This window comes from Psychroserpens sp. AS72, from assembly GCF_038900375.1.
GTDB lineage: Bacteria > Bacteroidota > Bacteroidia > Flavobacteriales > Flavobacteriaceae > Psychroserpens.
Window position 1 is genome coordinate 122353 of the sequence record NZ_JBBMRC010000003.1, and the last position, 12727, is coordinate 135079.

Consider the following 12727-nt stretch of genomic DNA (forward strand, 5'->3'; position numbering starts at 1 on the left):
TAAAATATATTTAGAATTTATTCAATACACTTTCACCTCGCTTGAGCGATAAAATGAAAATGATGATGTAAAGAAATAAAGTTCATATGTTTTGTTGTTTTAACAAAGATTGCAAATTTAAATTCGTAATTCCAAATCTTGAAACATGATTTATGATATTATTAATATTTAAGTTATAAAATATTGATTAATCATATTTTGGACATGTTGTCCAAGGATAAGCACATTGGTCTTTGAAATCTAGCCATCCTTCAATTGCTTTTTTTCCTACTTTAAATTTTACTTTTGCCCAGAGATCACTGATTTCCACAACAGAGGTAATTTGAAAGTCCTCAAGTTTATGAATTCTGTTAGATTTTTTTGAAGGCAAATCATATAAATAGATTTGATGATTTTCATCATAATTATCTACATGAATAATGAAGTTTTTTGATTTAACCCAACGATTTTCATGACCATAGTCTTGTCGTTCTTCAGGCAGTCTTTGAATATTTTTTAGTTTAAACCAACCAAATTCACTATCTGAAATTGCTATTTTATAATAAGCATTTTCATTTTTGATAATACTTATTGTGTCAATAATATTACCATTAACACGATCATAAATATAGATAGGTTTTTCACTCGCCTTATCATAATATGCTTCTACAAAATCACTATAGTGATATTTACTACTTTCTTGAGCAGCAAGATTGAAACTAATTAATATGAAGACTATAAAAAATCTCACTTTTCTTTTATTGGTTACCTAAAATTATTGGTAGTCCAGAATCTCCAGAACCAATAACAATCACTTTACTATTAGGAGATTCTGCAAGTTTCATAGTTGCGTCAATCCCTTTGTCTTGTAAAATTTTATCTGTTAATGAGGCACTTAATATTCTGTTAGATTCTGCTTTACCTTCTGCTTCAATAATTACTTTTTCAGCTTCTTTTGCCGCAGTTACTAATCTAAATTCATACTCTAAAGATTCTTGCTCTTGCTTTAATTTACGTTCAATTGCTTCCTTAATTGTTGAAGGCAAAGTCACATCTCTAATTAAGATATCATTAATTTGAATAAACTGAGGCTCTACAATCTTTTTTGTTTCTTCCAAAATTTCATCTTGAATAGCATCACGCTTACTTGAATATAATTGTTCTGGAGTATAACGTCCTACAACACTACGCGCAGCACTTCTAATAGCTGGTTGCAAAACTCTACTTGTATATTCAACTCCTTTTTGATTATGTAATCTACCCAAGTTACTGAAATCAGGCTCATACAATACCGAAGCGTCCAGTTTTATATCCAATCCATTAGATGATAAAACAGACATTTTTTCAGGCATTTCTTGTTGACGTGTTTCGTAATCAATCACACGATTCCAAGGTGCAATGATATGAAAACCTGGTCCAAGTGCTTCTTTTTCTGGATCTACTCCTTCACCAAGTGTTTCGTGAACTACTCCAGCATGACCAGAATCAATTGTCACTGCAGATTTAAATAACAATATTAATACTGCTACAATAACGATAAGTGTTATGACACCACCTTTTGGTAATTTTTCCATAGTTTTTAGTTTTAAATAAGTCCGTTATATTTTCTTATGAACCACTCAGCAGCTAGACTTAACGCGATGAGTCCTAGAAGATATTTCCAGTCAATCAAAGGTACGACTTTTTTAGTGCTTTTCTGTATTGTAGCGAACCTAGTATCGTTAATTAAATCTTTTGCAAGTGCGTCTGTATTATCAATAAAATATGAGGTTCCTTCACTATTTGTGGCTAAGCTTTGAAGTTTAGTAACATTAGCATTTAAGAATTGTTGCTCCACATTATAATCTAGTATTTTGAGTTCGCCAGATTTTGAGATATTCTCATTATTTACTTTTACTGTAAATGCATAATCTCCAGCTTCCAAACCACTTAAATCGACTTCGTAACTTGAATTTTTAAGCACAAACGGAAAAGTTGTAACAGCATCTGTATCTTTATTTTTTAAAGTAATATTCAAATTTACATTATCCTCAAACTCATAATTTTTATTAAAAAATTGCGAGGTAATTCTAACATTATCGTTGCCATTATAAAATGATTCATAATTGACGTTTAAGCGTGTTCTACGTTTATTAGTGCTTAAATATTGCACCAATTTACCTATGAAATTATCAAATGTATTAAACGAGTTTTCATTTAGATAAGCCTGCGCTCTCCATCTCCACAACCCTTCGCCTAAAATTAAAGCTTCTCGTTTTTCGTTGATTTCAAACGTTGCGAAAAGCGGTTCTTCAATTTGTGTTCCGTTGATAGTTTTATAGAGTATGGTTTCAAAAGGAACTGTAAATGAGGTTGTACCAAACTCTCCTTTTAAAGGCGGAAATTCGCCAAAATTCAAATCATCAACTATAAAAGTCCCATAATTTTGATTTAAGCTAGGCTGGAATTCTTCAGTTTGATTTGTTAATTCCTGTTTGTAATTACTTTGTAATTGATTGAGTAACGACCAATTAGTTTTAGTGCCAGCAATTACAATTTTATTTAGCTTTAATCTATCAATTTCTCTAAATAAAGCTCTAAAATTATTTGTAGGCTGATAGACTATCACCAATTGATAATCATTAGATTTATTTAAAAATTCAAGCGTTGATAAAATATCTGCATTACGTTGTTCATTACTTTCAATCGATTTTTTTAGGGTTCCTAAATCTGGATGCAAGATATCAGATACAATGGCTACATTCGTTTTTTGATCAATAACTTCTACAGCAAAGTTTTTGACATTATTAATCGTATTTTTTTCGTTGTCCAAAGGCACTACTTGTGCTTTATAACTTGTCACACCTACTCTACTTGCTGGTAATGTAAAGTTGACGATTTGAGACGTTTGCGTTTTACTAAAGGTTAGAGGTTTTGAAAATACGGTTGAATTTCCTGCGGAAACTTTCAACTGTGTATTAACCGTCGTATTTCCATTATAAGTTGCAATAACTTCTACTGGGAACTTGTTTTTTAAATACGCATAGCGATTTACATTTAATTGCTGAATCTTGAGATCTGTATACGTTGTTGTATCTCCTAAAATAACCGGGAAAATAGATTGCTTATAGCGTTTGGTCATGTATGCGTAATCGTTTCCGTAGGTTTGATTTCCATCGGAAATGATAAGTGTTGGAGCTATTGAGTTGTTATACACTTCAGATAAACGCTCAAATACTAAAGCGAGATTTGACTGTTTTTCATCAAATGATAACGAATCTGTTTGAGTTAGCTCTTTTCCGAAGCGATAAAACTCCAAATTAAAATTCTCGTTCAACGTTTCATTAGCTTTTAAAGACTTGATAAACTCTGACGTATTTTGCGACTGGTTGAGATAATTTATAGATTCTGAATTATCTACAGCAACCACTAGATTTGGTTTTTCGTTGTAATACGTAACACTATCAAACTTAGGGTTGATGAGCAACACAAAGATTGAAAAATAGGTTACAAAACGTAAGGCTGTCAAAATCCAAGCACGCTTTCCTTTTAGCTTTGATTTATAAGCATATTGAAAAAGCGCTAGTAATAGCGCTACGATTCCAGCTAATATTATGAATGTTATGGTTTGATTTTGCAATTAATTTTTAATTTTCTTTAATCTTTATGATTTATATCGTTTGCCCAAAAGTTAACAAATTATTATCTGGATCTAATAAAGCAAACTCTTTTACTTCCCATGGTTTAATTTCTAACGCACCATTTGGATGAATCTTAATATTATGATCTAAACAAAATTTATATTCTTCTTCAATAGCATTTGTTCTAATATAGACCTGACCATAATTTTCTTTTGGATCCAGCTCCTTAAATTCAAAAAAGTGAATTTCGATTTTATCTTTAATGAGCATTAAATAACCATCATAATCCTTACTTCCTAATTGTTCAAATCCTAAATTGTAATAATAGGCTTTAGTAATTGCCTTATTACGCATTGGGAGTTTTGGGTTTATTGATGTGAGCATTGCTTAAAGAAATTTATGTTAACATTCCACCATCAACATTCAATGTTTGTCCTGTGATATAAGCACTCATATCACTTGCTAAAAACACACACGCGTTTGCGATATCTTCTGGAGTTCCGCCACGTTTTAATGGAATTGCGTTTCTCCACCCTTTAACGGTTTCTTCATCTAATTTAGCTGTCATTTCGGTTTCAATAAAACCTGGAGCAATCACGTTGCTTCTAATATTTCTTGACCCTAACTCTAAAGCTACAGACTTAGAAAAACCAATAATACCTGCTTTTGATGCTGCGTAATTTGTTTGTCCTGCATTACCTTTGACTCCAACAACAGAACTCATATTAATAATAGAGCCTTTACGTTGTTTCAACATGGTACGTTGCACCGCTTTAGTCATATTAAAAACCGATTTTAAGTTGACTTCAATTACTTTATCAAAATCAGCTTCTCCCATTCTCATCAACAAGTTATCTTTTGTGATTCCTGCGTTATTGACTAGAATATCAATGCTTCCAAACTCTGCTAAAACGTCTTCTGAAAGTTTTTGAGATTCGTCAAAATTAGCTGCATTACTTTGATATCCTTTTGCTTTAACACCAAGAGCATTGAGTTCTTTTTCTAATTCGTTTGCTGCTTCTACCGAAGCGCTATATGTAAAAGCCACATTGGCTCCATGTTGTGCAAAAACTTCTGCAATTCCTTTTCCTATGCCTCGACTTGCGCCTGTTATGATTGCTGTTTTTCCTTCTAGTAATTTCATGAGTTGGTTGTTATTTTATGTTAATGTCTCATGGAACATTCTATCATTAAAAATCTCTAGGTTTAATAGAGATTAATAGTAGAATGTTTCATTGTTTAATTTTTAATAGTTGGTATTCAAATATAGGAAATACAAGTTTTAGAATGTATAAATTCGTCTTAAAATCAGTGAAATTAATTCGATGACTAATTCAAATGTAATTGTTAATCTGTTCGTAGTTATGCATTCATTTTTTTCTTGTCAAAAAAACGAACCAAAAAAGACATTACCAAGCCAAGGAATTTTTTAGTTTAAAAAAACTAAAAACCGTCTTGAAAACTCCGCGTCAAACTTCGTTTTCCTGTTCTCGAAGCTTTTCTTCAACTATTCTTCGCCTTGGCGATCAATTCTCTGAATTGAATGAGGGCTTGAATTACGACACTCTAACTACTTGCCTAAAGTTGTTTTGTATCTGATTTGTTAGATAAAAAAACTGTTACAAATAAATGCAACTGCTTATGAATATTTATATTTCCGAAGAAAAGATCTAAAAATTACTGAAAATTATTCAATGTATCGTTCGCTAATTATATTTCACTCACTATTGGATTTTTAACCCTTCTGATTATACTTTGTATAATCTGTCTTCCCTTTTAATAAAAGGAAGAACCTTACTCGGATGGTTTACTCAAATGTGTAGGATTTTGCTTATAAAAATTTAACTAATGGAATAAAAAAGTAAAATACAGAACTGTTCAAAATTTCACAAAAAAAAAAGCAGTTACATATAAATGTAACTGCTTATTAATTTTAATATTTCCGAAGAAAAGATTTAAAAATTACATCTTTACATCTTCTGGTTGCTCGTAGTTAAATAGATAATCGATATCCATTTCTTGAAGCTTACCTAACTTTTCTAATGCTTTGAAATCGATATCTTTTTTGTTACCAATCACCATCACATTATAATTTTCACCTTTGATATTTGTATTGAAGAAATTACGTAAATCATCCATAGTCATGTCTTTTATGGTGTTATACATGGCTTCTCTATTATCATTATCGATGCCTAATTTTTTAAGTCGCTCGTAACTCCAAAAAATACTTGATTTTGTGATACGTTGTGCTGCTAGCTTTTTTAATGTGGCTTCTTTTGCTGCATTAAATTGCTCTTCAGCTTCTGGCATATTGGTCATCAACTCCATCATTGCATCAACTGCTTGAGGCATTTTATTGGCTTGCGTTCCCATATAAGCCATCACATAGTTGTTATCATCTTTTTTGCTCGCAGTACTATAACTAGAAAACGCAGAGTATGCTAATGATTTTGATTCTCTAATTTCTTGGAATACAATTGATGATAATCCGCTACCAAAATATGTGTTAAATAACGTTGAAGCTGCCATATTATCTGCTTTAAATGGATCTCCTTTTGCTAAGAATAGCATTTCGGATTGTACCATATCAAAATCTACGAAGTATACATTTCCTCCAGTTTCTTTTTCTAAATAGGCCATTGCTTCTGGATATGATTTTAATTCTTCGGAAACTTTATGACTCGTATTTAAAGCTGCTACAGCTGCATCGATATCTTTTCCGTAGTAAAAAATACGTTGCTCAAAATCTTTCATTCCTTTTACAATTTCTACTAATTGAGCAGGATCCATATCGTTAAGCTCTTTGGTTTGGTAGATGTTTCTTAAACGAGAATTATCTCCATATTTACCGTAGTTCATTAAACCATTCCAAAGGATATTTCCTTTTTGTGATTTACCATCTACTCTACCTTTTGTAATTGACTCGACGTATTTGTTATAAGCATCTTGATCTGGTACAGCATTGTTCCATAAGTGTTCTAAAAGTTCTAATCCTTTTGGTAAGTTTTCTTTTAAACCGTTTAATCCAACATACGTTGTTTCTGCTCCTGCACTCACATAATATTTAACACCTAATTTGTAGAATTCTTTTTTCAATTCTTCGGCTGAATATTTATCTGTACCTAAATACTCCATATAACCAGCAGCAAGTCCTAACTTTTTATCGTTATCACTTCCCATATCAAAAATAATATTCATATCGAATAAATCATTCATTTCATTATCAATATAAGAGACTTTAATTCCATTATCTAAGTCTGTTTCTTTGATTGCTTTTTTGTAATCAACATACTTAGGTTGTAAAGATTTAGATTCTATTTTATTAAAATCTTGCATGAACTGAGACGTTTTATCTCTGTTTAAGTTAACAGGTGTAATTCCAGGATTAGCAACTTTAACTATAGATGTATCTTCGCCTTGACGTTTATAAGTCACCACGTAATTATCTTTATAGAATCTGTTTGCAAAATCTACAACCTCTTGTTTTGTCACCTTTTTTAAATCGTCTAAAAACTTCACTTTATTAGCCCAATCCTCATGATGAATAAATGCATTATAATACATAGATGCTAATGCTGTACTATTTTCATATTGTTGTGTTTGACTTAATTTTAAATCGTTTACAACAGCTTCAATCATCCAATCTTCAAACTCACCTTTTTTAAGTTTATCAATTTGCGCTAATAATAAATCTTTAACTTCATCAAGAGTTTGACCTTCTTTTGGAGAACCATTAAATGAATGATATCCATAATCATTTAAAAATGTTGGAGAACATCCAGCATATTGAACTGCTTGTTTTTGATTTAAGTTTAAATCAATTAAACCAGCGTTTCCGTTGGCTAATATCATATCAGCAACCGTCATTAATTTTTCTTCTTCGGTATTTACACCTTTAGATCTAAATGCAATAGAAATACTTTCTGCAGTAGGACCAAATACTTCTTTCACGATTGGAGATGTTATTGGATCTTCTTTAGGAAGTGTAGGATGTACAACTTCTTTCTTTTCTAGCTTACCAAAAGTTTCATTTACTTTTTTTATTGTAGCATCAAAATCTAAATCTCCAACTAATACCATTGCCATATTATTAGGCACATAATATTTATCAAAATAATTATTGATATCTACTAAAGATGGGTTTTTTAAATGTTCTGCAATTCCAATTGTTGATTGTTGACCATAAGGATGCTTTGGAAAAAGTCCTTCTAACATTGCTGCATAACTTTTTCTACCATCATTATCCTGACCTCGATTGAATTCTTCAAAAACAGCTTCTAATTCTGTATGAAATAAACGTAAAACAAGTTCACTAAAACGCTCGTTTTCTAAAGCTAGCCACTTGTCTAATTCATTAGCAGGTATTTTATTTTTGTATATAGTTTCTTCAAACCAAGTATGTGCATTGGTACCAGTTGCTCCAAGAGAACTCGTCATTTTATCATATTCATTAGCAACACTATAGTTTGAAGCCTCTAATGACACTTCATCAATTTTTTTATAAATAGCTAATTTCTTATCAGGATCAGACTCATCTCTGTGTTGTTCATACAATTCAGAAATTTGATCCAGATACTCTTTTTCTTTTTCCCAGTCAATAGTACCTACTTTACTAGTGCCTTTAAAAACCATGTGTTCTAGGTAATGTGCTAAGCCTGTAGATTCTTTAGGATCATAGTTAGAACCTGCTCTTACTGCAATGTATGTTTGAATTTTTGGCTCATCTACGTTTTTACTTAGGTAGACTTTTAGTCCGTTGTCTAAGGTATACAAACGTAAACCTGTTGGATCATTGTTAACAGTTTCGTAAGAAATACCATTAGCATCTGTGTTGGATTCAACTGTGTAAGCTAAATCTTTGTTTTTGTTTTCAGTTTTGCAATTGTATGCCAAGGCAACAATACAAAACATCATGATTAGTTTAAAATGTTTCATTTAGATTAAATTAGATTGATTGTTAATTGATTTTTTTATAAAAAAAATCCGTTGACAAGTTACTGTCAACGGATTTATAACGAATATGTTTTATATTTATTTTAACAAGAAATGTGTCATACCATCTAGTTATAAAATAATAAACATAATTCAAATTATTAGTCTATCATTTCACAGCTCATTTGGTCTTATTTATTCATTACTTCTGCTACTTTCTTTCCTATTTCCGCAGGAGAATCAACAACATGAATACCACAAGCTCTCATAATTTTCTTTTTTGCTTGAGCAGTATCATCACTACCTCCAACAATTGCTCCAGCATGACCCATTGTACGTCCTGCAGGTGCAGTTTCTCCAGCAATAAAACCAATAACTGGTTTTTTACTTCCACTAGCTTTATACCAGTTTGCAGCATCTGCTTCTAACTGACCACCAATTTCTCCAATCATAACTACAGCTTCAGTTTCTGGATCATTAATTAATAACTCAACAGCTTCTTTAGTAGTTGTACCAATAATAGGATCTCCTCCAATACCAATTGCAGTTGTGATTCCTAAACCTTGTTTTACAACTTGATCTGCAGCTTCATAGGTTAAAGTACCAGATTTTGATACGATACCAACATTACCTTTTTTGAAAACAAAACCTGGCATAATACCAACTTTAGCTTCACCTGGAGTAATAACTCCTGGACAGTTAGGACCAATTAATCTACAATCTCTATCTTTAATGTATGTTGAGGCTTTAATCATATCTGCTACAGGAATTCCTTCAGTAATTGTAATAATTACTTTTATTCCAGCTTCTGCAGCTTCCATAATTGCATCTGCAGCAAATGCAGGTGGCACAAAAATAATGGTTGTATCTGCACCAACTTCTTTTACAGCTTCAGCAACTGTATTAAAAACAGGTCTGTCTAAGTGTGTTTGCCCTCCTTTTCCTGGAGTCACACCACCAACGACATTTGTACCATATTCAATCATTTGACCAGCGTGAAAAGTACCTTCACTTCCAGTAAAACCTTGAACAATTATTTTTGAATCTTTATTAACTAAAACGCTCATTTGTGTTTGTTTTATTGCCTTTTTTTCTTCGGAAATGTACTATTCTAAGAAATTATAGGCTATTTATGATTTTGATTTTAAGTTTTTGTGTATTCAGTTGATATTTCCGAATATATTGACAAAAATAAGATATTGCTTATGATTTTTAAACCTTTTTTAAACTTTAATTTCAGCATAAGAATTTAAGCTCTCAGAACTATCATCTGCCAATTGACTTATCTCATAACCTTTGTACAATTTGCCGTCTTTAACTTCCCAAATTGTAATGAAATGTGCCAAAGGATCTTCTTTTTCTGGTCGTTCAATAGCGGTTACATAAATCGTATATCTTGCAGTCACCATATTACCATCTTCTAAAAGATGACTTAATCTAGGTTTAAAAGAAATAAAAGAATCTTTTAAGTCTTTAAGCATATTTTCCAAGCCTTTAAAATCTAATGTTTTAAAGCCTTTACTACTGTTCCATTCTAATTTACAATCTTTATGATAATGATTTAAGACACCTTCATCTTTTATTAAATCTAAATCGTAAAATGCTTTGACAATTTGTTTTGCAGACATTTATTTAGTTTTTAATTTCTTTAATATTTCTGGGATTTGTCTAAGGTAAGCCATTTCCTTAAATTTTTCACGTGCTTCAATTGCAGGTGATCCAAAATAAGTTCCATTTGGCTTTGTAGAATGACCTAATCCAGATTGTGCGTATAATACTGTGCCTTTTGCAATCGTGATACCACTCTTTACTCCTACTTGACCCCAAATTGTGACTTCATCTTCAACTACTACACATCCTGCAATACCAGTTTGCGAGGCTATTAAACACTTTTTACCTATTAAAGTATCATGTCCAATTTGAATTTGATTATCTAATTTTGAGCCTTCTCCAATAGTTGTATCTCCAGTAACACCTTTATCAATTGTACATAATGCTCCAATATCTACATTGTCTTCAATGATAACACGTCCACCAGACTTTAATTGATCATAACCTTCTGGTCTGTTTTTATAATAAAAAGCGCTAGCACCTAATATAGCGCCAGCATGTATAGTCACATTGTTTCCAATTACTGTATCATCATAAATACTAACATTTGAATGAATGGTACAATTATCACCAATGGTAACATTATTACCTATAAAACAATTAGGCTGTATTATTGTGTTTGTGCCAATTTTAGCAGTTGGCGACATTGCAGAATTAGACGATTGAAACGGTTTAAAATGAAGCGTTAATTTATTGAAATCCCTAAATGGATCATCACTAATTAAAAGCGCTTTCCCATCTGGACAATCTACTTTTTTATTGATTAAGACAATGGTAGCAGCACTTTCTAGTGCTTTATCATAATATTTGGGATGATCTACAAATACAATATCTCCAGATTCTACAACATGTATTTCGTTCATTCCTAAAACTGGAAAATCATCTGCTCCTATATATTCCGTAGAAATAAGATTAGCGATTTCCTTGAGTGTATGCGATTTTGGGAATTTCATTTTTTAAAGTCTTCTGTATGCAGTATTCAGTTATCAGTCGCTCTAGCAAAAACTACTTACTGAATCTACACTGCTAACTAGTTTTTACTCTTTAACGCGTTCTTTATAAGTTCCCTTATCGGTTTCAATTTTTATTTTGTCTCCTTCATTAATAAATAAAGGCACATTAACCTCTGCTCCTGTTTCTACAGTTGCTGGTTTCGTTGCGTTTGTTGCTGTATTACCTTTAATTCCTGGTTCAGTTGCAGTTACTTCTAAAACAACTGTCGCTGGCATATCTACAGACAAAGGCATATTGTCTTCTGTGTTAATTTGAATCGTTACAATTTCTCCTTCTTTCATCAAATCTGCTCTATCTAAAGCAGATTCTAATAAACGGATTTGTGTATAATCGGCTTCATTCATAAAATGATAAAATTCACCATCATGATACAAAAACTGAAATTTGTGAGTCTCAACACGTACATCTTCAATTTTATGTCCTGCAGAAAATGTATTATCTAACACTTTTCCGTTGGTCACACTTTTCATTTTAGTTCTCACAAATGCAGGACCTTTACCAGGTTTTACGTGTAAAAATTCAATGATTTTATAAATATCATTGTTATATCTAATGCATAATCCGTTTCTAATATCTGAAGTACTTGCCATAATATTGCCCACAAAAGTGGGTATCTTTTAACTGTTAATATTTTAAATTCGTCCTCTTTTGCTAAGGCTTAAGTGGACTTACGTTTTTAAGCTGTTTACCTAAACGCAATTATTTGATGTTTATCTTTTCCGAATCTACCAATCGGCAGACTGGGAAAATTAATTTGATTTGAAATATCCTTTCATAATTCCGCGATGTGAGTTCTTAATAAATTGAAGAATTTCATCACGCTCTGGAGTTGCCTCCATTTCTGCCTCAATTAAATCTGAAGCTTGTGTATTGTTATAATTCTTTTGATATAGCATTCTATATATATCTTGAATTTCTCTAATTTTCTCTGTTGTATATCCTCTACGACGCAATCCTACAGAGTTAATCCCTACATAAGATAATGGTTCTCGACCAGCTTTTACATAAGGAGGAACATCTTTTCTCACTAAAGATCCACCAGTTACAAAGGCATGATTTCCAATAGATACAAATTGATGAACAGCAGTCATACCAGCTAAAACTACAAAATCACCTACAGTTATATGTCCTGCAAGAGTGCTATTATTAGAAAAAATACAATTATTACCCACGACACAATCATGAGCAACGTGGCAATATGCCATAATTAGACAGTTATTTCCTATAACTGTTTTCATTTTATCTGTGGTTCCTCTATTAATCGTAACACACTCTCTTATAGTAACATTATCTCCTATTACTGTAAGTGTATCTTCATCATTATATTTTAAATCTTGTGGTACTGCTGAAATGACAGAACCTGGAAAAATATTACAATTTTTACCAATTCTTGCACCTTCCATTATGGTCACATTACTACCTATCCAAGTTCCTTCTCCAATTGTTACATTACTGTAAATAGTTGTAAAAGGCTCTATCACTACATTCTTAGCAATTTTTGCTCCAGGATGTACATATGCTAAAGGTTGGTTCATTTTTTAGTGTTTATTGATAATATTAAGTTGTTTTTT

General features: G+C 31.7%; 11 protein-coding genes. All 11 read right to left on the reverse strand.

Features of this window, described 5'->3' with window-relative positions; all coding sequences use genetic code 11:
• Positions 1–187: 187 nt before the first annotated feature.
• Entirely contained in the window at positions 188–730 is a 543-nt protein-coding gene (locus WNY78_RS06765; protein WP_342872439.1) for a hypothetical protein, read from the reverse strand.
• A 7-nt stretch (positions 731–737) separates the two neighbouring features.
• The gene (locus WNY78_RS06770; RefSeq protein ID WP_342872440.1) at positions 738–1553 is read right to left on the reverse strand and encodes a prohibitin family protein; all 816 of its coding nucleotides are present in this window, start codon (positions 1551–1553) and stop codon (positions 738–740) included.
• Positions 1554–1564: 11 nt separating this feature from the next.
• Positions 1565–3598 (reverse strand): VWA domain-containing protein, encoded by a 2034-nt coding sequence (locus tag WNY78_RS06775; RefSeq protein WP_342872441.1) that lies wholly within the window; start codon positions 3596–3598, stop codon positions 1565–1567.
• Positions 3599–3629: 31 nt separating this feature from the next.
• The gene (locus WNY78_RS06780) at positions 3630–3983 is read right to left on the reverse strand and encodes a VOC family protein (RefSeq protein ID WP_342872442.1); all 354 of its coding nucleotides are present in this window, start codon (positions 3981–3983) and stop codon (positions 3630–3632) included.
• A gap of 13 nt (positions 3984–3996) precedes the next feature.
• Positions 3997–4743, reverse strand: a complete 747-nt coding sequence (gene fabG / locus WNY78_RS06785) for a 3-oxoacyl-[acyl-carrier-protein] reductase (protein ID WP_342872443.1) — start codon at positions 4741–4743, stop codon at positions 3997–3999.
• An 818-nt stretch (positions 4744–5561) separates the two neighbouring features.
• Positions 5562–8534 carry an insulinase family protein gene (locus WNY78_RS06790; protein ID WP_342872444.1) on the reverse strand — a complete coding sequence of 991 codons (2973 nt, stop codon included), beginning with the start codon at positions 8532–8534 and terminating at the stop codon, positions 5562–5564.
• 188 nt (positions 8535–8722) lie between these two features.
• Complete coding sequence (gene sucD, locus WNY78_RS06795) at positions 8723–9598, reverse strand: succinate--CoA ligase subunit alpha (protein ID WP_342872445.1); 876 nt, start codon at positions 9596–9598, stop codon at positions 8723–8725.
• Positions 9599–9754: 156 nt separating this feature from the next.
• Positions 9755–10159 carry a nuclear transport factor 2 family protein gene (locus tag WNY78_RS06800; RefSeq protein ID WP_342872446.1) on the reverse strand — a complete coding sequence of 135 codons (405 nt, stop codon included), beginning with the start codon at positions 10157–10159 and terminating at the stop codon, positions 9755–9757.
• Positions 10160–11095, reverse strand: coding sequence for a UDP-3-O-(3-hydroxymyristoyl)glucosamine N-acyltransferase (locus tag WNY78_RS06805; protein WP_342872447.1), 936 nt, complete (start codon positions 11093–11095; stop codon positions 10160–10162).
• 84 nt (positions 11096–11179) lie between these two features.
• Positions 11180–11746, reverse strand: coding sequence for an elongation factor P (efp, locus tag WNY78_RS06810; protein WP_342872448.1), 567 nt, complete (start codon positions 11744–11746; stop codon positions 11180–11182).
• Positions 11747–11905: 159 nt separating this feature from the next.
• Positions 11906–12691 (reverse strand): acyl-ACP--UDP-N-acetylglucosamine O-acyltransferase, encoded by a 786-nt coding sequence (gene lpxA / locus WNY78_RS06815; RefSeq protein WP_342872449.1) that lies wholly within the window; start codon positions 12689–12691, stop codon positions 11906–11908.
• Between the last annotated feature and the right edge of the window lie 36 nt (positions 12692–12727).

Coding starts and splice junctions, on each gene's coding strand:
- WNY78_RS06770 (WP_342872440.1), bottom strand. CDS start 1,553: ATGGAAAAATTACCAAAAGGTGGTGTCATAACACTTATCGTTATTGTA.
- WNY78_RS06780 (WP_342872442.1), bottom strand. CDS start 3,983: ATGCTCACATCAATAAACCCAAAACTCCCAATGCGTAATAAGGCAATT.
- fabG (WP_342872443.1), bottom strand. CDS start 4,743: ATGAAATTACTAGAAGGAAAAACAGCAATCATAACAGGCGCAAGTCGA.
- WNY78_RS06790 (WP_342872444.1), bottom strand. CDS start 8,534: ATGAAACATTTTAAACTAATCATGATGTTTTGTATTGTTGCCTTGGCA.
- sucD (WP_342872445.1), bottom strand. CDS start 9,598: ATGAGCGTTTTAGTTAATAAAGATTCAAAAATAATTGTTCAAGGTTTT.
- WNY78_RS06800 (WP_342872446.1), bottom strand. CDS start 10,159: ATGTCTGCAAAACAAATTGTCAAAGCATTTTACGATTTAGATTTAATA.
- WNY78_RS06805 (WP_342872447.1), bottom strand. CDS start 11,095: ATGAAATTCCCAAAATCGCATACACTCAAGGAAATCGCTAATCTTATT.
- efp (WP_342872448.1), bottom strand. CDS start 11,746: ATGGCAAGTACTTCAGATATTAGAAACGGATTATGCATTAGATATAAC.
- lpxA (WP_342872449.1), bottom strand. CDS start 12,691: ATGAACCAACCTTTAGCATATGTACATCCTGGAGCAAAAATTGCTAAG.